The organism is Vibrio gelatinilyticus (assembly GCF_022836845.1).
GTDB classification, from domain to species: domain Bacteria; phylum Pseudomonadota; class Gammaproteobacteria; order Enterobacterales; family Vibrionaceae; genus Vibrio; species Vibrio gelatinilyticus.
In genome coordinates this window covers 1-20,480 of the sequence record NZ_JAJNNZ010000002.1, presented here as the reverse complement: position 1 = coordinate 20,480, position 20,480 = coordinate 1, and the positions used below count along the sequence as shown (strand labels likewise).

Below are 20,480 nucleotides of genomic sequence, written 5' to 3'. Positions count from 1 at the left end.
ATAAAAAAGCGCCCTTTTACGGGCGCTTTTTGCTACGCTTTGTCGATAAATAAGGTGATTCCATCGACGTCTATGACTTTCACTAAGGTTCCCGCCGGGAGATCTTGGTCAGACTGTGCTGCCCAGGTCGTATCCCCCAGTTTAATGCGACATCGTCCCCTTAAAATATCGTACTCAAGTCTTGTCGTTTGCCCAATGAGTTGTTTCTGTTTTTGGTTGAGATCGCGTCGTTGATCTGAGCTGGCGTCTTGTTTCAGTTGCTTACGCCACCATAACCAAGTTAGCGCTAAAGCAAATACCCCAAATGAGACCCACTGTAATTGCCAGCTCATTGGTATAAAGGTCATGACGATACCGACCAACATGGCCGATATACCAAGCCATAACATATAACCCGCGGTTCCGAGTAGTTCCCCACAAAGCAGCAATAGGCCCAACGCCAGCCAGTGCCAGTAGTTAACTTGTGACAACAGTTCTATCATGGCTAACCCTTTTGTTCGCCTTTTGATTGGTTAAACATTTCTGCAATGCCCGCAACTGAGCCCATCAAACCGGTGGCCTCAAGTGGCAGCATAATAATCTTACCGTTTTCAGCTTGGCCGATTGACTTAATGGCATCGGTATAGCCTTGCGCAATGAAGTAGTTAACAGCTTGCATGTCACCTTGCGCTATCGCGGTTGATACCATTTCTGTTGCTTTAGCTTCCGCTTCGGCTGCGCGTTCGCGCGCTTCTGCTTGAAGGATTGCTGCTTGTTTTTGACCTTCTGCTTTTAAAATCTCAGATTGTTTGTGGCCTTCGGCTTTGAGGATTTCTGCTTGTCTTACCCCTTCAGCCTCAAGAATGTCGGCACGTTTGTTACGTTCGGCTTTCATTTGAGCGTTCATCGCAGCGGTCAAATCTGCTGGTGGCTGAACGTCTTTAATTTCAATCCTAGTGACTTTTATTCCCCAAGGGTTGGTTGCCTCATCCACGATAGAGAGCAGTTTTGTATTAATGGAATCACGTTGACTTAACATTTCATCAAGCTCCATAGAGCCTAATACTGTACGCATATTGGTCAATGTTAAATTGCGAATAGCATGTTCTAAATCGTTGACTTCATAAGCCGCTTTAGGGGCATCGATCACTTGAACAAAACAGACGGCATCGATGACGACATTGGCGTTATCTTTACTGATTACCTCTTGTGGAGGGATATCTAGGACTCTTTCCATCATGTTGATCTTGTTACCAATGGAGTCCACAAAAGGAATGATAAGGTTAAGTCCAGGTTGTAGCGTATGAGTGTAGCGACCAAATCGTTCTACCGTCCAGTTATTACCTTGTGGTACGGTTTTGATACCCGCAATAATAAATACGATTGCCACCAAAATGAATCCGCCAATGGTGATCATTGCATCAATAGCCATATGCTTTTCCTTGTTTTAATCAAAAATCTAATAGAAACGGGATGTTAAATGTACGCTTTTTAATGATTAGAATTCATTCTTGATCACAATGACAGCAGAAGCAAATGATTGACAGTGAAATGCGAAGGGCAGTGGGTATCAGTTTATTGCCTTATATATCAATAAATTAAAAAGGGAGCGTCGCGCTCCCTAATGTACTGTAATGACGGTTAGTAAAGCAGTGAATACAGCTGACGGCGATATTTAGCCGCTGCTGCGTTTCCTTGACCGAGTGCCGCTAAGATATCCATAAAAGACTTCTTGAGCTCACCATCTAGTGCGTTGAGATCTTTAGATAGCGGTTGCCAAAGGATTTCTAGTGCGTCTTCACTGCGGTTGGCTTGATGATATTGCAAAGCAAGCTCTTGAGCCAGTTTCATGTCATCAGGCTGCTGCGCGAGTGCTTTTTCAAGTGCTTGTAGCTCAGGACTATTAGCGGCTTGGTTGTGAAGTTCCAATTTGGCCACCAACTCTTTATACAGGCTGTCTTTGTATTCAAGCGGGATCGCAGATAAGAGTGCTTCAGCATCGCTATATTGCTGCGTATTAAGCAGGCAGCTTGCCATAGCCAATTTGATTTCACCTTTATTTCTGAAATCATCAGATAGATTGGCAAAAAGGCTTAGAGCCTGTTCAGCTTCACCCGCTTGACTAAGCTCTAGTGCTTGTCTAGCGAGCAATTCATCTTCACTTGGCAGGTGTTTAAGCAGCATTTCTTTGATGGTATCTATCGCTTGAGGACCACCTAGTCCATCAACGGGTTGACCGTTAACAAATAGTGCGATGGTCGGCAGAGCCTGAACGCCAAATTGTCCAGCGATAGCCTGTTGCTCTTCGCAATTAAGAAGCGCTAGTGTAAAGGCGCCTGCGTATTGCTGCGCCAATGACTTCAATGAAGGGATAATCTGACTACTTTCTTCGCTCATTGGGGCCCAAAAATGAATCAATACAGGCGTTTGCATTGAGCCTTCTAAGACTTCACGAAAGTTCTGTTCATTCAGATCTACAATCGGCATTTGTTGCATGAGTGTTCCTTAATAGTGTCATTCAGTATGCAGTCAACTAATAACATTGGGGAGAAACACGGGAATATCAAGCTCTAATGCCGTTAATTAGAATGCGATAGCGCCGCGAGATCGCGGCGCTATATAAAGATTCGAAATTGAGTGGCAAAGGTGATTAGAACAAGAAAAAATACGTTAGCGTTACACCTACGGCTAACCAGTTCAATTGGTTTAATGTCATTGCTGCTACCAAACTACCTTAGATAAGAATAGGAATTCAAGATTACGGTGAGCAATGTATCAAGCTAATGTTACGGTTAAATTACAACCATTTATTTTTATGCGGCTTTTCGCAAAATGGAATCCAACAACTTGCTTGGTAGCAACCTTTTGAGTACCCAGAACACTTTTGTGGGAGTCGTGACTCGGTAGCGCAGTTTTGGTCTTGGCGATTCAAGGGCATGAAGCAGTGGGGTGATACATGCACTAGCGGGCAACACAAACTGATTATTAGAATCACTGGCAGCCAATCGGCTGAGTTGTTTATCGTATTCTTTGTGATGCACGCTAGAAGGGATATCAATCCACTTCAGGAAAGCCTCTTTTGCATTGGCACGAAATTGGGTATCTATTGGTCCTGGTTCAATCAATGAGACATGAATGCCGGTTTGGTGCAGTTCGAGTCTCAGGGTGTCTGTTAGGCCTTCTAATGCGAATTTAGACGCGTTATAGGCACCACGATAACGCATAGCAGCAAAACCAAGCACGGAACTGTTTTGGATGATTCGACCTTCGTTATGGTGCCTCATTACCGGTAAAATTTGACGCACCAATTCATGCCAACCAAATAGATTGGTCTCAAACTGAGCACGCAATGCTTCCGTTGGTAGATCTTCGACCGCACCGGGTTGTCCATACGCACCGTTATTGAATAGCCCATAGAGTCTTCCGTGGCAGAGGGCTAATGCCAATTTGGCACCTTTTTTGATGCTTTTCGTATCACTGAGGTCGAGCTGAATACAGGTTAAGCCCTCTTGTCTCAGCCTTTCAACGTCACTTTTTTTTCGACATGAGGCGATAACGAAGTAGCCTTGTTCATGCAGTGCTTTCGCAGCGGCGTAGCCTATACCTGTAGAACACCCTGTAATTAAAACGGCCTTTGTCATGGTTCTTTTTCCGATACTGTTTTCGCCTAACATACGTGTTTCTCAGATAAAGGCAACACGTTGTTAAATCAGAAATGTTAGTAACCGTTGAGGGGGATTAACGGGGTAGGTGGAAGAGGTTTTTTAACGCAGGATCTAGATGTGAGAAGGAAAACTTAAAGCCAAGTTCCGTCAGCTTTTTAGGTTTGGCTCTAGCACTATCAAGAAGTAGGCAAGAGGATTCTCCCATCAGTATCTTTATAGCCCATTTTGGTGTCATAAGAATATGTGGACGTTTAAGTGCTCTTGCGAGTGTTCGACTAAATATTGCGTTGGGTACCGGGTGGGGAGCACAGAAATTATAGGGGCCTTGAGCATGTGGTGTTTCGATAAGGAATACAATCCCTCGAACCATGTCGAGAATATGAATCCAGGGAAAGTACTGTTTACCACTGCCCATAGGGCCGCCTAAACCAAGCTTATATGGCGGCAGCATTTTTGCGAGCGCACCGCCGTGCAGCCCTAAAACTACACCAGTACGAAGTAGGCAGACTCGTGTTGAATCTGATTGGGCTCGCATTGCAATCTCTTCCCACTTCTTACAGACGACATGTGAAAAGCCGTCTTGATGGACATGCAGGCTTTCATCAAAAGGATGGCCCAGCTGATCGCCATAGTAACCAACGGCGGAGCCACTGATAAAAATGCCCGGCGGTTCAGTACTGGCGTGGATTAAGGAGACTATTTGTTCGGTAACTTTCCAGCGGCTTTGGCATATTTTGTCTTTTTGCGCATTAGACCACCTTTTGTTGGCAATTGGCTCGCCGGCAAGGTTTATTACGCCATCAAAGTCGTTGAGGTCGGAAAAGTCATCTAAGCTATTAACATAAGTGATATTTCCAAGGTCAGTATGTTGCAGCGTAGTTTTGGCTTGATGGGTGTTTCTGGTGAGTAAGACGACATCGTGTGTCGTTAAATGTTTGAGTAATTCACAACCAATAAACCCCGACCCGCCAGTTATCAGAAGTTTCATCAATATCTCCAATCACAAGCCATGCTGTCTGACAAATGTAAACCTGTTTTTTGTCATGACAGAAATTTCCATTAATTACTAATCATAGCAACAAATTCATGGTTTTGGCTGAATGTTGTATTACAGCGCGATATCACATTTTGTTAACAGGATTAATGTGAAACCAACTGTATGTTGTCTTTGTCACATACTCTTACATTCTTCTTTGCCATCATCTTAGTAAAATACACAACACAATTGGGCAATAAGTGCAGACAGGGAGGCAAGAAAAAAATGAAATCCATTAAAGCATTGCTTCAATGTATGCTGAACAGTTTACGCGATTTAATGCCAATTATTTTTGTGATTGGATTTTTCCAAATTTTCGTATTGCAAGAGTCATTGCCCAATGTGTTTTCAATTCTTTTTGGGCTGCTGTTGGTCGTACTTGGACTTACTTTTTTTATCTTTGGTCTTGAGATGGGGTTGTTTCCTATAGGCGAGTCAATGGCTCAGGCATTTGCACGTAAAGGCAGCGTTTTTTGGTTGGTGTTATTTTCGTTTTGTCTCGGTTTTGGTACCACTATCGCTGAACCGGCGTTGACCGCGGTCTCGGCGGAGGCTGCAGAGGTGGCTGCAGAAGGGGGGATGATAGAGATGACCGAGGAGGCAATGCAAGATTACGCAGATGGCCTGAGGGTCTCGGTTGCTCTTTCTGTTGGCCTTGCAATCGTGCTGGGAGTAATACGAATTTTAAAAGGTTGGCCGATTCATCGGTTAATTATTTCTGGCTATATTGGCGTTGTGATCCTGACCTGGTTTGCGCCAGAGTCAATCATAGGGGTTGCCTATGATTCGGGTGGTGTAACAACATCAACAATCACGGTTCCACTGGTAACGGCGCTCGGTGTCGGTTTAGCCAGTTCGATTAAAGGACGGAACCCAATGTTAGATGGCTTTGGCTTAATCGCCTTTGCATCATTGTTGCCAATGATGTTTGTCATGGTATATGGAATGGTGGTGACTTGAGTTTTCTGAGTGATTTCCTTCATACCTTGCTGATCACTGTACGTGATGTATTGCCTATTATGGCGATTATTATCGGGTTCCAGTTTGCGGTGTTGCGCCGTCCAATTAGCAATCCGCTAAAAGTCGCAGCAGGGTTTATCTATGTTCTTATCGGCTTAAGTCTTTTTCTTATGGGGCTTGAAATGGCGCTCTTTCCTTTAGGCGAAACTATGGCAATGCAATTGACCACGCCAGCCTTTCTCATGGAAATGAAATTGTCGATAGGAGAGAGCCTAGAGTGGGTCGATTACTACTGGATTTACATATTTGCTTTTTGTATAGGCTTTAGCACGACCATTGCAGAGCCCTCATTGATAGCAGTGGCAATTAAAGCAAATCAAGTATCAGCCGGTGCTATCTCGGTCAATGGGTTGAGAATTGCGGTAGCGCTGGGCGTCGCCGTAGGGATTTCTATGGGGAGCTACCGAATTGTCGTCGGTGATCCTATCCAATACTACATCATCTCCGGTTACATCGTCGTGGTGATCCAAACCTATTACGCACCCAAGTTGATTGTGCCTTTGGCTTACGACTCTGGAGGTGTAACGACATCCACCGTAACCGTTCCACTGGTCACCGCACTTGGACTAGGCCTTGCCTCTACCGTACCTGGTCGTAATCCGATGATCGACGGGTTTGGACTAATAGCCTTCGCCAGCTTATTCCCAATTATTTCCGTGATGGCGTACGCTCAAATTATTCAGTGGCTGACTCGTCGAGCAGCTTCTAAGGAGAACGAAAATGCGATTTAAGCTTATTCTGGCATTTGTGGAAGATAGTCGTACCGATCAGGTCCTTGATGCTGCGCGTAACGCGGGAGCAACGGGGGCGACGGTGATCAATAATGCTCGCGGTGAAGGTGTAAACAAGAAGCGAACATTTTTTGGATTAACCTTAGAAGTGCAAAAAGATGTACTTTTGTTTGTTGTCGAAGAGCACTTATCAAGGCATATCTTGGAAACTATTTGTGATGTTGGAGAGTTTGATGATACCCCAGGACAGGGAATCGCCATTCAAATAGATATAGAAGACGCGGTAGGGGTAGCCCACCAAGTTGAAACGTTGACTAAGGTAGTTGAGGATGAACTATGAACCGACATGATAAGGTGTGCGTAAGGGATGTTATGGCCAACAGCTATGTAATGATTGATGGTCTGACTACGGTTCACGAAGCGATTGTTTTAGCCAAGAAACATCAGGTGAAAGCGTTAGTGGTGAATAAACGCCATGATGATGATGAGTATGGCATTGTGCTGATGAATGACATTGCTAAAAAGGTGCTTGCTCAAAATCGTTCTGCACACCGAACGAATGTTTATGAAGTGATGACTAAACCTGCATTAAGCGTCGATCCTAATATGAACGTTAAGTACTGTGCCCGGCTCTTTGAGCGTTTTGGTATCAGTCGTGCGCCAGTTATCGAAGAGGGAAAGGTCATCGGAATGGTGAGTTACAATAATATTGTCGTCAACGGTATGGTTAAGGGTGAGTAGTGCCTACTGCTATTCTCCTCTGTTCCGTGGCCGCTAAGATCCAGTACAATACGGAAAGAATAAGTATAGGAGATGATCTGTGAAGCTTTTTTTTTCCTCTGATTTGCATGGTTGTTTAGATGCGACGACCAAAGTGTTGGCAGCGTACGAGCGATCGGGTGCTGAGCATCTGGTGATTTTGGGTGATGTGCTTAACCATGGACCTAGGAACGCGGTTCCTAGCCATTATAATCCACCAAAAGTCGCTGAACTATTAAACCGTTACAAAGAGCAAATTATCGCTGTTCGTGGTAATTGTGATAGTGAAGTCGATCAGATGCTGTTGCAGTTTCCGATGATGAGTGATTACGCTTGGGTGATGTTACCTTCAGGATGCCGTCTTTTTGTCACACACGGGCATTTGTATAACGCTGATAAGCGCCCTGCACTAAAACATGGTGATGTGATTGTACATGGTCATACCCATATTCCAATTGCGGAGTGGCAAGGGGAGCAAATCATTTTTAACCCCGGCTCCATTACATTTCCTCGAGGTGATTTTGAGCCGAGCTATGGCTTATTGGATGGTAACGTATTGTCGGTGACTAGTTTTGACAATAACGTATTGGCCTCCATCGAAATTTAGTACCCTCCAAATAAAAAAAACGCTGCACAGGGCAGCGTTTTTCTTATGTAGCCTAATTACTTAGTTACACGTAGAACTGGTGTTTCACCAACAGTTACAGAACCAGAAAGTTTGTTCAACTCTTTGATTTCGTCCATGTTTGAGATAACAACTGGTGTTAGAGTTGATTTTGCTTTTTCTTCTAGAAGAGCAAGATCAAATTCAATCACAGTGTCACCAGCTTTAACAGATTGACCTTCTTCAGCGATGCGCTTGAAGCCTTCGCCTTTTAGTTCAACAGTGTCGATACCGAAGTGAACGAATAGCTCGATGCCGTCGTCAGATTCGATAGAAAACGCATGGTTTGTCTCGAAGATCTTACCGATAGTACCGTTAACTGGTGCTACCATTTTGTCGCCTGCTGGCTTGATAGCGATACCGTCACCAACGATCTTTTCTGCGAAAACAACGTCAGGCACGTCTTCGATATTAACGATCTCACCAGAAAGAGGTGCGATGATTTCGATTGCACCTGTGTCAGCGCTATCGTCCGATACTAGCTTCTTAAGTTTGTCAAACAGACCCATGTCGTGCTCCTAAAGGTTTGATTTTATTCTGTTGAATTATATTAGCAGTTTGTCTTTTCTGCGATAAATTTTTCCACATGCGCTTCAATTTCTGCAGCAGTTGGCATTTGAAGAGCTTCTTCTGCCATAGCTTTCACTTCAGCGAAGTTAGCGTTACGAATAACTTTCTTCACTGCAGGGATAGAAATACCACTCATACTGAACTCGTCTAAGCCCATACCTAGTAGTAATAGAGTTGCACGTTCGTCGCCAGCAAGCTCACCACACATACCTGTCCACTTACCTTCAGCATGAGATGCGTCAATCACTTGTTTGATAACAGTGAGTACGGCAGGTGACAGTGGGTTGTAAAGGTGAGAGATCAGCTCATTACCACGGTCTACTGCTAGAGTATACTGAGTTAAGTCGTTAGTACCAATACTAAAGAAAGAAACTTCTTTCGCTAAGTGGTGCGCGATTGCTGCAGCGGCAGGAGTTTCAACCATTACGCCAATTTCGATATTTTCATCGAATGCGTAGCCTTCTGCACGAAGTTCAGCTTTATACTCTTCGATAGCTTTCTTAAGCTCACGAATTTCTTCAACAGAAATGATCATAGGGAACATGATACGCAGTTTACCGTGAGCAGATGCTCTAAGGATACCGCGTACCTGATCGCGAAGGATTTCACGACGATCTAAGCTGATACGAACTGCACGCCAGCCTAGGAATGGGTTCATTTCTTCAGGCAGATCCATGTAAGGTAGATCTTTATCACCGCCGATATCCATAGTACGGATAATCACAGAATGACCATTCGTAGCTTCCGCTACTTCTTTGTAAGCTTGATATTGCTCTTCTTCTGTAGGAAGCGCTGTACGGTCCATAAATAGGAACTCAGTACGATATAGACCAACACCTTCGCCGCCGTTACGGTTGATGCCGTCACAGTCTTTTACAGTACCGATATTACCGCAAACTTCAACGCGGTGACCGTCTAGCGTTTCAGCTGGAAGATCTTTCAGTTTTGCTAGCTCTGCTTTTTCAGCAATGAAGTTGTCACGTACATCTTTTGCTTCTTGAAGTTCAGCTTCAGATGGGTTTACGATGATTTTGTTGTTCATCGCATCTAATACTAGCATGTCACCATTTTTCACTTGTTTAGTGATGTCATTGGTACCCACGATAGCTGGCAGTTCAAGTGAACGAGCCATGATAGATGTGTGAGATGTACGGCCACCGATGTCACATGCAAAACCAAGAACGTAATCTAAGTTAATTTGTGCCGTTTCAGATGGGGTTAGGTCGTACGCTACTAGGATAACTTCTTGGTCGATATCGCTTAGCGACACGATGTTGATACCGAGTGCATTTTTTACAAAACGCGTACCGATATCACGGATGTCTGTTGCACGCTCTTTCAAATACTCATCATCAAGGGATTCAAGCTCTTTTGCTTGCCCTTCGATAACCGTGTGAATTGCGTTGTCTGCGAAAAGTTTGTCTTTCTTGATGAGCGCTAGGATTTCTTCCTCTAGCTCTTCATCTTCAAGAAGCATTATGTGGCCTTCAAAGATGGCTTCTTTTTCTTCTCCGAAAGTCTCAAGCGCTTTTTGCTTGATGATTTCAAGTTGTTGAGATGATTTCTCACGCGCGTCGAAAAAGCGCTGAACCTCTGAATCAACTTGATCGTCGGAGATTGTATTGGTGTTAAGAACAATTTCGTCTTCTTGAAGTAGTAGTGCTTTACCAAAAGCAATACCAGGAGATGCTAGGATGCCTGAAATCATAGCCTTACCTTAATTTGGTCAACTGTAAAAAGGGATTGGATCTTTTCGCTATCAATAATTTGTAGCTGAATCTTGGCTCAAATTCCAATAAAGCCACTTTGAATCATCAAAATGGCTTTAAAAGAAGTAGGTCGACTTAGTGAAGTTCGTCCATTAGAGCAACTAGGTGGTCTACAGCTTGTTGAGCTTGTGGGCCTTCAGCTGAGATTGTTACCTGAGTGCCTTTGACAAGACCTAGAGTTTGTAGTTTGAATAGGCTTTTCGCGCTTGCGCTTTTGCCGTTAGAAGTCACTGTAATATCAGCGTCAAAGCCTTTAGCTTCTTTAACGAACTGAGCTGCTGGGCGAGTGTGTAGACCGTTTTCAGCTGTGATTTCTACTTGCTTCTCGTACATTTTTTATACCCCAATTGATTTATTTTTTGTTTAGTTTCTAAACCAAGCAAGCTTAACTGGTAACTCGAGGTTTCGCTAGGAATCCGCGGTTAAATTCTGTTAAAAAGCGTGTTGGTTTTGATTTAAGAGTTATGAATAGAGTTCTCACCTTATTCACAACCCATGAATATGTTTGCATTGCTTCTTTTATTTTGAAGCTAAAAATAAAACAGCCCTGATATTACCAAAGGCTGTGATAGATTCAACAAAAAAGCCCCATAAAGGGGCTTTTTTAGGATAAAAATTGATTTGGCAACATATTACTGCTGAATCTCTTTCTCTGTAAATATACCTGCGAACAATGCTGTGCTTAGGTAGCGTTCACCTGAGCTAGGTAGTACCGTAACAATGGTTTTTCCAGCAAATTCAGGTAGTTCTGCCAGTCTGTTGGCTGCCACTACGGCTGCGCCAGACGAGATGCCCGCCAAAATACCTTCTTCTTCCATCAGGCGGCGTGCCATTTCAATTGCTTCATCAGATGTTACCGTTTCGACTCGGTCAAGCAGTTCGAGATCTAGGTTTCCAGGAATGAAGCCTGCACCGATACCCTGAATCTTGTGTGGTGCTGGTTGTACTTCTTCTCCGGCAAGAACCTGAGAAATTACTGGAGATTCTGCTGGTTCAACAGCTACAGAGACCACAGCTTTACCTTTTTCGCCTTTGAAATAGCGGCTTGTGCCTGTAATTGTACCGCCAGTACCCACGCCAGCAACGAACACATCAACTTGACCGTCGGTGGCTTCCCAGATTTCTGGACCCGTAGTTTGTTCGTGGATCTGTGGATTTGCAGGGTTATTAAACTGCTGTAACAATAGGTATTTATCAGGATTAGAAGCAACAATCTCTTCCGCTTTTGCAATCGCGCCTTTCATGCCCTTCGCAGCTTCAGTTAACTCGAGGTTGGCACCGAGTGCTTTAAGTAGCTTACGGCGTTCTAGGCTCATAGATTCAGGCATAGTCAATGTGAGTTTGTAGCCGCGAGCTGCTGCAACAAAAGCAAGAGCAATACCGGTATTACCACTGGTAGGTTCGACCAACTCAACCCCTGGCTTTAGCAGGCCTGTTTTTTCAGCATCCCAGATCATGTTTGCGCCAATACGGCATTTGACACTGAAGCTCGGGTTACGAGCTTCAATTTTTGCCAATACTTTACCGTTGCTTACTTTGTTCAAACGAACAAGAGGTGTGTTGCCAATCGTTTGAGAGTTGTCTTCGTATATTTTGCTCATGCTTTTGTTCCTTCAATCGTAAGCCAAATGACGTAATATTCAGTTGGTCTAATTCATTCGTAAATACTCGACTAGCATATGATCTTGTTTGAAAAGGAAAAAGGATCAAAAAGTTATATATTATGATTTTATAAGGAGTGGAGTTTCATCGATGCCGGCGATAGCACTCACATAGCTAGCCTGAGCTAAGCCTCTCCCACTCATTACGAGCGGGAGAGATGCCTATTTATTGCGTCGAAACCAGCAGCCAACCAATAGGCTTAAGGCAACCCAGACGAAAAGAGGCCAAGAGCCGATAGTACGATACCAGGTCGATCCGTTTGTTGGTGTGAGCTCCGTTTTTAGTACAGCGGTCTCGAATTGTGGGATTTGTGCAGTGATATTGCCTTTGTGATCAGTGACAGCAGTAATGCCGTTATTAGTGGAGCGAATCAAGGGTAATCCAAGCTCCAGGGCTCGCATTCTGGCGATTTCCATGTGTTGCATTGGGCCAATTGAGCGACCAAACCATGCGTCGTTAGACAGGGTGAGGAGGAAGTCCGTGTCATCAGTGACATTTTGGCGAACCTGTTCATTGAAGATGATTTCATAACATAAAGCAGGCGCGAGATGCATACCATTGGCAACGATATTGGGTTGTACATAGCTGCCGCGACTAAAAGAAGACATTGGCAGATTAAAAAACGGAGCTAGCGGTCTTAGCAGATCTCCAAAAGGGACAAACTCACCAAATGGCAACAAGTGGTGTTTGTGATAGCGCTCTTCTAGATCCAACTCATACTCACCATAAGGCGTTTGCCCTACCACAAGAATACTGTTGTAGTACTGGCCAGATTCTGTCTTATTGATCACGCCAGTAATGACGGCGGTGTCATTCATTTTGGCGGCTGAATCGAGGTTACTTAAGAATGACGGGAGTTCATATTCCATAGCCGGAATAGCGGCTTCGGGCCATACCACGATGTCAGCGCCCCAGTTTTCACGGGTAAAGTCGGTGTATTTCATGATCGTTGGCCAACGATGGCTAGGTAGCCATTTAAGGTTTTGGTCAACATTCCCCTGGATCAATACGATTGATTTTGTTTCATCTTTCCTTGGCTCCACCCAATGGACTTGTCTTAGACCATAAGCTGTGGCGAAGATAACAGCAGGGATCAGCAATATAACCGGACGTCGTGCAGTCAGCGCATAGGCTAGCGAGGCAGCGCTCATCGTTAAAGCAAACGTTAGCAGTTCGACGCCTCCAATTGGTGCAAAGTGGGCGAGTGGTGAATCGATTTGACTGTAGCCTAGCCAGAGCCACGGAAAGCCTGTAAGCACCCAGCCTCTAGCCCAGTCGAACAAAAGCCACAATGATGGAACGGCTAAGAAATAACGTGGTCGAGAATCACTTGGGAAGAAGCGGTTAAGGGTCCAACCAAAAAGCGCGGGATAGAGTGCTAGGTAACCAACGAGCAGCGCCATCAAAAACAGACTGGCTGCTTTTGGCATACCTCCGAAGGTATCAATGCTGACATGGACCCAGCTAATGCCCGTTGCAAACTGGCCTAACCCCCACGCGTAGCTTGTCCAGAATGCACTACGTGCACTTTGCTCACGCAACAAAAGCAGAAGAATAAAGGGACTTAAGATGGCAATGGGCCACCATTGATATGGGGCGAAAGCGAGTGTTGTACTTGCGCCAACAAAAGCGGCCCCAATGGGCCGCAGTAAGCGAAGACGAGTTATGTTCTTCATTTAGTTTAATTCTCTCGAATAGTAACGCTCTGTGGCGCTGATGACTTTATTCGCCTAATGTCGGAGCCACTTCACTGTCGGGGATAGTGACCTGGAGTTGTACGACGCGTCGGTTATCAGCAGCGGTTACTTTGAAGCTGTAGTTATCGATTTCAACAATTTCGCCTCTTGAAGGCAGATGACCAAACGCAGTCATCACTAACCCACCCACAGTATCGACTTCTTCATCACTGAATTCACAACCAAATGTCTCGTTGAATTCTTCGATTGTGGTTAACGCTTTAACAGTGAAGGTATGTTTGCTGAGTTTTCGAATCTCAAGCTCATCCGCATCGTCGAATTCATCTTCGATTTCACCAACGATTTCTTCAAGAATATCTTCGATTGTGACCAGTCCCGATACACCGCCAAACTCATCAACAACAATGGCCATATGATAACGTTCTTCACGAAACTCTTTTAACAAACGATCGACTCGTTTGCTTTCAGGGACAACAACCGCTGGACGAACAACTTCGTTGATATCGAATGGGGCACTGTCAGAGCCCAAATATTTGAGTAAGTCCTTAGCTAAGAGAATGCCTTCAACATGGTCTTTATCTTCACTAATCACCGGATAACGAGAGTGTTGCGCATCCGTCATTAGCCCAATCAACTGGTCTAGTTCGTCAGACTTTTCGATCGTAACCATTTGAGAGCGAGGCAACATGATGTCCCTTACTCTCATCTCCGAAATTTCCATAACACCTTCTAACATGTCTCGGGTGTCGTGGTCGATTAGCTCATTGACTTCAGAGTCACGGATAACATCCACTAACTCTTGGCGATCTTTTGGCTCACCTTGAAACATTTGACCTAGGCGCTCTAAGAAGGACTTTCTACTCGGACCTTCTGATTTTTTACTGTTTCCCTCTGAACTCGGGGGGGGAGTGTCTGCGTTCATGACGTCTCTATCAAAAATGCTATCAGATGTGTGATAGCTCACATAGCAAGTGGTAAATGCTACCAGTCGCCCTTTTCATCTATATAGGGGTCTTTAAAGTGCATCGCAAGCATGATCTCAGTTTCTAATGCTTCCATTTCTTCTGCTTCTTCGTCCTCTATATGATCATAACCTAGCAGATGAAGGCTGCCATGTACAATCATATGAGCCCAATGTGCATTCAAGCTCTTACCTTGCTCAATAGCTTCTTTTTCAACGACCTGACGGCAGATAATGAGATCGCCAAGTAGGTTTAGCTCAATGCCTGGTGGTGCTTCAAATGGGAAGGATAATACGTTCGTAGGTTTATCCTTACCTCGATAGTCTAGGTTGAGTTGATGGCTTTCTTGTTCGTCAACAATCCTAACGGTGACTTCGGCGTCAGGTTGAAATTCGCTAATGGTTTTCTCTAACCACAATTGGATTTCTTGCTGTGTCGGCAAACCTTGCTCATCGTCGACAGCAAGCTGTAAATCGAGTTCAATAGTCATCTAATCACCAGAAGATTGTTGGGTTGTTGCGGGAGTGCTTTGGACCAGGGCTGCGGCAGCTTCACGTTCTTCTCTGCGGCGGCGTTCTTGTTCTTTACGAACTTTTTGGTCTTCGCTTTCCCATTTTTCGTAGGCGTTAACGATACGAGCAACAACTGGGTGACGAACCACATCGTCAGATTGGAAGAAGTTAAAGCTGATTTCATCCACTTCATTGAGCACTTCGATAGCATGGCGAAGACCCGACTTGGCACCACGCGGAAGATCGATCTGTGTGACATCACCAGTAATCACAGCGCGAGAGTTAAAACCAATACGGGTTAAGAACATTTTCATTTGTTCAACGGTCGTATTTTGGCTTTCGTCGAGAATAATAAATGCGTCGTTTAGTGTGCGCCCTCGCATATAGGCGAGAGGAGCGACTTCAATGACGTTTCTTTCTATGAGCTTTTCTACGCGCTCAAAGCCCAACATTTCAAAAAGCGCATCGTAGAGCGGACGCAAATACGGGTCGACTTTTTGGCTCAAATCGCCGGGTAAGAAACCGAGCTTTTCACCAGCTTCTACGGCTGGGCGAGTCAGCAAAATTCTGCGGATTTCTTGACGCTCTAATGCGTCGACAGCAGCGGCGACAGCAAGGTAGGTTTTGCCCGTGCCTGCAGGGCCAATACCAAAACTGATATCGTGGGTCACCATGTTCACCAAGTATTGGGCTTGATTAGGTGTCCGTGGTTTGATGATACCTTTTTTGGTCTTGATGAAGACTTCTTTACCGTGTTCAATAGTGGCATCTTGAGACTGTTCTAGAACACCAGATTCTTTGACGGCGAGGTGGATTTGCTCAGGCTCGATATCCGGTATGTGACCTCTGACTGGAGCAGTATCAACGTACAGAGACTTTAAAATATCCAGAGCCGCAGCCGTCGTATGAGGTTTGCCTACGATAGTAAAGAAATTACTTCGGTGGTTGATCTCGACACCTAATCGGCGTTCTAAGTGTTTGATGTTGTCATCGAAAGGACCGCACAAGCTGGAAAGACGGCGGTTGTCAGAAGGTTCTAGATGAATCTCTAGAGTTACGATTTGATTACTCAATGTTGCCTCGCATTTTGCCCCTTAAGGCTATGTGTGGAGCCCAGTGTTCGCTAGGCTCCGCATTCGTTCCCAATTAACCCCAAAATAGCACATTGGAATGGTTTGGGTACAGGCATTAAGGCGTAAAGGTTGCTACACCTAGCTCATCTTCGCGTTTTGTCTTCGCCATCATTTGAGTTGGAGAAATGACGGTACGAAGATCCATATCTTTCTCAGTTCTTACGAGCTCTCCGCGCAAAGAGTTCGCAAAGACATCGGTAATTGTCACATCGACGAACTGACCGATAAGTTCTGCGCCACCTTCGAAGTTAACCACACGGTTATTTTCGGTACGTGCACGTAGCTCCATTAAGTTCTTTTTAGAAGGCCCTTCTACCAATACGCGCTGCTCAGTATCGAGCATTTGACGAGAGTAGCGCATAGCTTGACTGTTCACTTGCTGTTGAAGCTCGTACAAACGTTCTTTCTTCGTTTGCTCGGAAAGATCGCAAGGGTAATCAGCAGCAGGCGTTCCTGGGCGTGGAGAGAAGACAAAGCTAAAGCTCATATCAAAATCAACGTCTTTGATAATCTTCATTGTATCCTGGAAATCTTTATCTGATTCGCCAGGGAATCCAACGATAAAGTCTGAGCTAATTTGGATATCTGGGCGTGCTTTACGTAGCTTACGAATGATAGATTTATACTCAATCGCCGTGTGCGGGCGCTTCATCATAGTCAGAATGCGGTCTGAACCACTTTGTACTGGTAGGTGAAGGAAGCTAACAAGCTCCGGAGTGTCTTCGTATACGGCGATGATATCGTCTGTAAACTCCAGTGGGTGGCTTGTGGTGAAACGAATACGGTCGATACCGTCGATAGATGCAACCAGACGCAGGAGCTCTGCAAATGAACAGATCTCGCCGTCGTGTGTTGGACCACGATATGCGTTGACATTTTGCCCCAGTAGGTTCACTTCACGTACGCCTTGCTCGGCAAGCTGCGCGATCTCAAATAATACGTCGTCCATTGGGCGGCTAACCTCTTCACCACGAGTATAAGGTACCACGCAGTAAGTACAGTATTTTGAGCAACCTTCCATTATGGAAACGAAGGCGGTAGCGCCTTCAGCGCGAGGCTCTGGTAGGTTATCGAATTTTTCGATCTCAGGGAAAGAGATATCCATAACAGGCGCGTCGTCGCTTTGAGATTGGCGTATCATCTCAGGTAGGCGGTGTAATGTCTGAGGGCCAAAGATAACGTCTACGAATGGTGCACGCTGGCGGATGTGATCACCTTCTTGAGTCGCTACACAGCCACCTACACCGATCACAACACCTTCTTTTTTGTCTTTCAAAGTCTTCCAACGACCAAGTTGGTGGAAGACTTTTTCTTGTGCTTTCTCACGGATGGAGCAGGTGTTAAGAAGTAATACATCTGCTTCCTCTGGCTCTTCCGTTAGCTCGTAGCCATTTGCAGCATTAAGCAGATCGGCCATTTTTGATGAATCGTATTCGTTCATCTGGCAGCCCCAGGTTTTTATTAGCAGTTTCTTACTCATCTCACTTTCGCTCATCAGTTGTTCATTTGATTCGTGAACTATTGTTCAAATTATATACACACCTTCACATTGGCGTCCAAAACGCGATTGTGCTTCAGTTGTGTAATGTCGCCTTAGCGGCGATAAGCGGCGTATTGTACTGCTTTAAAAACCGCCTGACTAGTAGGGCGTGAAAATCTCTTTGAACGCTTATATATAGGGAGCTACGACGCAGTAACAATAGCAAGGGGTGTTGAATTAATAACCTCTTTAAATGTATTGATTTTGATGGAAATGATAAGCGAAGCGTTCACGTTTTTGGGTTTGCCACGTACAATAGCTCAATTCAGGTGTAATCAAGTAGAACAGATGAAACAATATGAGATAGCCGTGATAGGCGGAGGTATGGTGGGGGCCGCTACGGCGCTTGGCTTAGCTAAACAAGGACGTAATGTTGTTTTGGTTGAACCTTATCCACCAAGAAGCTTTAGTGTTGATCAGCCGATGGACTTGCGTGTTTCCGCCATTTCTCATCAATCAGTGACTTTGCTCAATGAGTTGGGTGCTTGGGATAGCATTAAATCTATGCGTGTTTGTCCTTATTCAAGATTAGAAACCTGGGAAATTGATAGCTGCCGCACCCGCTTTAATTCAGCCGCGCTAGGGCTGGATTCTCTTGGCTACATTGCCGAAAACAGAGTAATTCAACTTGGTCTATGGCAGCAGTTTTCGGCATTTGAAAATCTGACGGTGATTGAGTCTGGGGCGTTGGATTCGATTGCTCTCACTGACGAACAACATCAAATTAGCTTGGTGGATGGCACACTGTTTAGTGCAAGCTGGGTTGTCGGTGCGGATGGTGCAAATTCTAAAGTACGGGATATCGCTGGAATCGGCGTTACGGCGTGGGACTACCGCCAAGAATGTATGCTGATCAATGTCACGACCGAAAAACCGCAGCAAGATATCACCTGGCAGTGGTTTACGCCTTCAGGGCCTCGCTCGTTTCTGCCTCTTCCTGGTCATAAAGGTTCTTTGGTTTGGTATGATTCACCAAAGCGTATTCGCCAACTCAAAAGTATGGATAACAAGCGCTTGCAAGAAGAGATTGAAACACACTTCCCTAATGAACTAGGTGGTGTTGAGGTTGAGCAAGTCGGCTCTTTTCCATTGACGCGTCGTCACGCGCAGCAATACTTTAAGCAACGTTGCATTTTGGTCGGTGATTCGGCTCATACCATTAATCCCTTGGCTGGGCAGGGGGTGAATCTGGGCTTTAAAGATGTCGCACAGCTATTAAAAGTCACAGAGCAAGAACAAGGCTTATCGGAAGGTGCCGCCAGAGCTTATCAGTGGGCAAGAAAGCCCGATAATCTATTGATGCAAACGGGGATGGATATCTTTTATAAAGGTTTTAAAGAGTCGTTTCCCCCTCTGATGCTCGCTCGCAATGCACTGCTTAAAGTGGCGGAAAATGCAGGGCCACTAAAGAAAAGGATTTTGAAATACGCAATCGGCCTCAACTAATCAGGCCAATTGCGTTTATTGAGCTCAGTGACAAACCACACATACGGGTTGATTGAGCTCTAATTGACCTTTTTGCTCTCCAGGCTGTCCTGTAAGCAGGTTCATTTTCAGTGATACCACATTGTGGCTGTGCTGATTTGAAATCACCATCCATTGGCCGTCAGGTGTAATCTCAAAATCCCGAGGGAAGTCGCCACCGCTACTCACGTAGCCTCGATATTGAGGAGTTTGGCTCGATGTTATATCGAACCAACTTATCACCGACTGGGCACGCCCTGAGAGGTAAACAAACTTTTCGTCTGGAGAGAGCTTAATCGCTCCGGCTGCCTGGCCATTCTCTTCGTGCTCAGGAAATGCATCCAATACGTGGATGACCTGCCAATAGCCTTCCAACGTTTTTTCAATGACACAAAGTTGTTCTGTTAATTCACACACAACGTAGCCTTTTAAGCCGTTTTGCGTAAATACGACATGCCTTGGCCCACTTCCTAGGGGCATCTCGAGAGTTTGTTGCAGGTCTAACGCTGGAGTGTCGCCGGTGTCATCAAGAGTGTAAAAATGAAGGGCATCTATCCCTAAATCCACCGTAACAACAGTGTTTTCTGGGGCAAAGACAATTTGGTGTCCATGAGCGGCCTCCTGGCGGCTTTGATTAACGCTGCTGCCCACATTTTGCCAATAAAAAGCTCTAACACCTATTTCGCCGCTAGGTTGAACGGAGAAAATCTCAAATGTTGCGGTTCCATAGTGAGCAATCGCTAGCCACCTTTTGTTATGCGATAGGCTAACATGGCAAGGGTAATCTCCACCCAGTGGGACGGTTTGTTGCTCATTGCCAGATTCATCTAATCGATGAAGACTTGCGGCATCGTGCTTACTCAGCTCGCTAACACAGTAAGTATTACTCGATGATGTACATATGTAGGAAGGGTTTTGTATCTCTGTGGATGAATACGTTTGCTCGAACTGCCCTGTGTCGTTGACTAGCATACAACGTGATAGCCCTAAGTTGTCAGATGTTGTGTAACGGCCTAGCCATAAGAATAGAGGTGATACCGTCATATTCTGCTCCTTTTATTTTTGAGCATGACTGATCCGTCAACGCTTTTAAATACGCTTTATTGGGTATTGTGAATGGGATCGCCAACAAAAAGAAACGGTGAAACTTTCGCAGCTGTCTGGAGATAGAGATGAAAAAAAAGCCCGTCAAATGACGAGCTTTCTTAATGATGGTGCGGAAGGAGAGACTTGAACTCTCACACCTTGCGGCGCCAGAACCTAAATCTGGTGCGTCTACCAATTCCGCCACTTCCGCATCAATTCTGTAGTCATAGT

The 20,480-nt window shown here is 45.0% G+C and carries 21 protein-coding genes and 1 tRNA gene; 6 read left to right on the top strand and 16 right to left on the bottom strand.

From position 1 onward, the window contains the following. Positions 1–32: 32 nt before the first annotated feature. The 5 genes from LNL84_RS02255 to LNL84_RS02235 all read right to left on the bottom strand — a co-directional run bounded on the left by LNL84_RS02255 (position 33) and on the right by LNL84_RS02235 (position 4,632). Positions 33–482: an NfeD family protein gene (locus tag LNL84_RS02255; protein ID WP_244354885.1), complete on the bottom strand. Its 450-nt coding sequence runs from the start codon at positions 480–482 to the stop codon at positions 33–35. Between the two features lie 2 nt (positions 483–484). Further along, entirely contained in the window at positions 485–1,411 is a 927-nt protein-coding gene (locus tag LNL84_RS02250; protein WP_244354883.1) for an SPFH domain-containing protein, read from the bottom strand. Between the two features lie 209 nt (positions 1,412–1,620). Then, on the bottom strand, positions 1,621–2,475 hold the full coding sequence (locus tag LNL84_RS02245) for a co-chaperone YbbN (RefSeq protein WP_244354881.1): 855 nt from the start codon (positions 2,473–2,475) through the stop codon (positions 1,621–1,623). A 317-nt stretch (positions 2,476–2,792) separates the two neighbouring features. Then, positions 2,793–3,620: an SDR family oxidoreductase gene (locus LNL84_RS02240; RefSeq protein ID WP_244354880.1), complete on the bottom strand. Its 828-nt coding sequence runs from the start codon at positions 3,618–3,620 to the stop codon at positions 2,793–2,795. 97 nt (positions 3,621–3,717) lie between these two features. Then, complete coding sequence (locus LNL84_RS02235; protein WP_244354878.1) at positions 3,718–4,632, bottom strand: TIGR01777 family oxidoreductase; 915 nt, start codon at positions 4,630–4,632, stop codon at positions 3,718–3,720. A gap of 273 nt (positions 4,633–4,905) precedes the next feature. On the opposite strand from LNL84_RS02235, the gene LNL84_RS02230 reads away from it, so the two are divergent. From LNL84_RS02230 to yfcE, 5 genes are all read left to right on the top strand, one after another. Next, positions 4,906–5,640: a DUF1538 domain-containing protein gene (locus LNL84_RS02230; protein ID WP_244354876.1), complete on the top strand. Its 735-nt coding sequence runs from the start codon at positions 4,906–4,908 to the stop codon at positions 5,638–5,640. Positions 5,641–5,699: 59 nt separating this feature from the next. Beyond that, positions 5,700–6,431: a DUF1538 domain-containing protein gene (locus tag LNL84_RS02225; RefSeq protein ID WP_425244282.1), complete on the top strand. Its 732-nt coding sequence runs from the start codon at positions 5,700–5,702 to the stop codon at positions 6,429–6,431. Further along, a complete protein-coding gene (locus tag LNL84_RS02220) occupies positions 6,421–6,771 on the top strand; it encodes a P-II family nitrogen regulator (protein WP_244354873.1) in 351 nt (116 codons plus the stop codon). The genes LNL84_RS02225 and LNL84_RS02220 overlap by 11 nt, the downstream gene beginning before the upstream one ends. Then, positions 6,768–7,172 (top strand): CBS domain-containing protein, encoded by a 405-nt coding sequence (locus LNL84_RS02215; protein ID WP_244354872.1) that lies wholly within the window; start codon positions 6,768–6,770, stop codon positions 7,170–7,172. The genes LNL84_RS02220 and LNL84_RS02215 overlap by 4 nt, the downstream gene beginning before the upstream one ends. 79 nt (positions 7,173–7,251) lie before the next feature. Beyond that, positions 7,252–7,797 carry a phosphodiesterase gene (gene yfcE / locus LNL84_RS02210; protein WP_244354871.1) on the top strand — a complete coding sequence of 182 codons (546 nt, stop codon included), beginning with the start codon at positions 7,252–7,254 and terminating at the stop codon, positions 7,795–7,797. Between the two features lie 56 nt (positions 7,798–7,853). On the opposite strand, the gene crr is transcribed toward yfcE, so the two are convergent. The 9 genes from crr to miaB form a co-directional block, all read right to left on the bottom strand. Then, complete coding sequence (gene crr, locus LNL84_RS02205; protein ID WP_244354870.1) at positions 7,854–8,363, bottom strand: PTS glucose transporter subunit IIA; 510 nt, start codon at positions 8,361–8,363, stop codon at positions 7,854–7,856. Between the two features lie 41 nt (positions 8,364–8,404). Then, positions 8,405–10,132, bottom strand: a complete 1,728-nt coding sequence (gene ptsI, locus LNL84_RS02200; protein ID WP_244354868.1) for a phosphoenolpyruvate-protein phosphotransferase PtsI — start codon at positions 10,130–10,132, stop codon at positions 8,405–8,407. Positions 10,133–10,268: 136 nt separating this feature from the next. Next, positions 10,269–10,526 (bottom strand): HPr family phosphocarrier protein, encoded by a 258-nt coding sequence (locus tag LNL84_RS02195; RefSeq protein WP_244354866.1) that lies wholly within the window; start codon positions 10,524–10,526, stop codon positions 10,269–10,271. A 299-nt stretch (positions 10,527–10,825) separates the two neighbouring features. Continuing rightward, positions 10,826–11,794 (bottom strand): cysteine synthase A, encoded by a 969-nt coding sequence (gene cysK, locus LNL84_RS02190; RefSeq protein WP_244354864.1) that lies wholly within the window; start codon positions 11,792–11,794, stop codon positions 10,826–10,828. 222 nt (positions 11,795–12,016) lie between these two features. After that, positions 12,017–13,531, bottom strand: coding sequence for an apolipoprotein N-acyltransferase (lnt, locus tag LNL84_RS02185; protein WP_244354862.1), 1,515 nt, complete (start codon positions 13,529–13,531; stop codon positions 12,017–12,019). A gap of 46 nt (positions 13,532–13,577) precedes the next feature. Next, positions 13,578–14,474, bottom strand: coding sequence for a CNNM family magnesium/cobalt transport protein CorC (corC, locus tag LNL84_RS02180; protein WP_244354860.1), 897 nt, complete (start codon positions 14,472–14,474; stop codon positions 13,578–13,580). A 59-nt stretch (positions 14,475–14,533) separates the two neighbouring features. After that, positions 14,534–15,004, bottom strand: coding sequence for an rRNA maturation RNase YbeY (gene ybeY / locus LNL84_RS02175; protein WP_244354858.1), 471 nt, complete (start codon positions 15,002–15,004; stop codon positions 14,534–14,536). Beyond that, positions 15,005–16,099 (bottom strand): PhoH family protein, encoded by a 1,095-nt coding sequence (locus LNL84_RS02170; protein WP_244354856.1) that lies wholly within the window; start codon positions 16,097–16,099, stop codon positions 15,005–15,007. It lies immediately after the preceding gene. Positions 16,100–16,214: 115 nt separating this feature from the next. Continuing rightward, the gene (miaB, locus tag LNL84_RS02165; protein ID WP_244355406.1) at positions 16,215–17,639 is read right to left on the bottom strand and encodes a tRNA (N6-isopentenyl adenosine(37)-C2)-methylthiotransferase MiaB; all 1,425 of its coding nucleotides are present in this window, start codon (positions 17,637–17,639) and stop codon (positions 16,215–16,217) included. Between the two features lie 348 nt (positions 17,640–17,987). On the opposite strand from miaB, the gene LNL84_RS02160 reads away from it, so the two are divergent. Beyond that, positions 17,988–19,145: a 2-octaprenyl-3-methyl-6-methoxy-1,4-benzoquinol hydroxylase gene (locus LNL84_RS02160; protein WP_244354854.1), complete on the top strand. Its 1,158-nt coding sequence runs from the start codon at positions 17,988–17,990 to the stop codon at positions 19,143–19,145. A gap of 24 nt (positions 19,146–19,169) precedes the next feature. Here the strand turns inward: LNL84_RS02160 and LNL84_RS02155 are convergent, their stop codons facing one another. Together LNL84_RS02155 and LNL84_RS02150 are read right to left on the bottom strand one after the other, a co-directional pair. Beyond that, a complete protein-coding gene (locus tag LNL84_RS02155; protein ID WP_244354852.1) occupies positions 19,170–20,207 on the bottom strand; it encodes a lactonase family protein in 1,038 nt (345 codons plus the stop codon). 168 nt (positions 20,208–20,375) lie between these two features. Next, positions 20,376–20,460: transfer RNA gene (locus LNL84_RS02150), tRNA-Leu, on the bottom strand. Positions 20,461–20,480: the final 20 nt, after the last annotated feature.

Bases quoted from the DNA above. Each gene is read 5' to 3' on its own strand.
- LNL84_RS02250 (WP_244354883.1), bottom strand. From the start codon at position 1,411: ATGGCTATTGATGCAATGATCACCATTGGCGGATTCATTTTGGTGGCA.
- crr (WP_244354870.1), bottom strand. From the start codon at position 8,363: ATGGGTCTGTTTGACAAACTTAAGAAGCTAGTATCGGACGATAGCGCT.
- LNL84_RS02160 (WP_244354854.1), top strand. From the start codon at position 17,988: ATGAAACAATATGAGATAGCCGTGATAGGCGGAGGTATGGTGGGGGCC.
- LNL84_RS02220 (WP_244354873.1), top strand. From the start codon at position 6,421: ATGCGATTTAAGCTTATTCTGGCATTTGTGGAAGATAGTCGTACCGAT.
- ybeY (WP_244354858.1), bottom strand. From the start codon at position 15,004: ATGACTATTGAACTCGATTTACAGCTTGCTGTCGACGATGAGCAAGGT.
- lnt (WP_244354862.1), bottom strand. From the start codon at position 13,531: ATGAAGAACATAACTCGTCTTCGCTTACTGCGGCCCATTGGGGCCGCT.
- LNL84_RS02235 (WP_244354878.1), bottom strand. From the start codon at position 4,632: ATGAAACTTCTGATAACTGGCGGGTCGGGGTTTATTGGTTGTGAATTA.
- miaB (WP_244355406.1), bottom strand. From the start codon at position 17,639: ATGAGTAAGAAACTGCTAATAAAAACCTGGGGCTGCCAGATGAACGAA.
- corC (WP_244354860.1), bottom strand. From the start codon at position 14,474: ATGAACGCAGACACTCCCCCCCCGAGTTCAGAGGGAAACAGTAAAAAA.
- LNL84_RS02195 (WP_244354866.1), bottom strand. From the start codon at position 10,526: ATGTACGAGAAGCAAGTAGAAATCACAGCTGAAAACGGTCTACACACT.
- cysK (WP_244354864.1), bottom strand. From the start codon at position 11,794: ATGAGCAAAATATACGAAGACAACTCTCAAACGATTGGCAACACACCT.
- LNL84_RS02155 (WP_244354852.1), bottom strand. From the start codon at position 20,207: ATGACGGTATCACCTCTATTCTTATGGCTAGGCCGTTACACAACATCT.
- LNL84_RS02215 (WP_244354872.1), top strand. From the start codon at position 6,768: ATGAACCGACATGATAAGGTGTGCGTAAGGGATGTTATGGCCAACAGC.
- LNL84_RS02245 (WP_244354881.1), bottom strand. From the start codon at position 2,475: ATGCAACAAATGCCGATTGTAGATCTGAATGAACAGAACTTTCGTGAA.
- LNL84_RS02230 (WP_244354876.1), top strand. From the start codon at position 4,906: ATGAAATCCATTAAAGCATTGCTTCAATGTATGCTGAACAGTTTACGC.
- LNL84_RS02255 (WP_244354885.1), bottom strand. From the start codon at position 482: ATGATAGAACTGTTGTCACAAGTTAACTACTGGCACTGGCTGGCGTTG.
- LNL84_RS02225 (WP_425244282.1), top strand. From the start codon at position 5,700: ATGGCGATTATTATCGGGTTCCAGTTTGCGGTGTTGCGCCGTCCAATT.
- LNL84_RS02240 (WP_244354880.1), bottom strand. From the start codon at position 3,620: ATGACAAAGGCCGTTTTAATTACAGGGTGTTCTACAGGTATAGGCTAC.
- ptsI (WP_244354868.1), bottom strand. From the start codon at position 10,132: ATGATTTCAGGCATCCTAGCATCTCCTGGTATTGCTTTTGGTAAAGCA.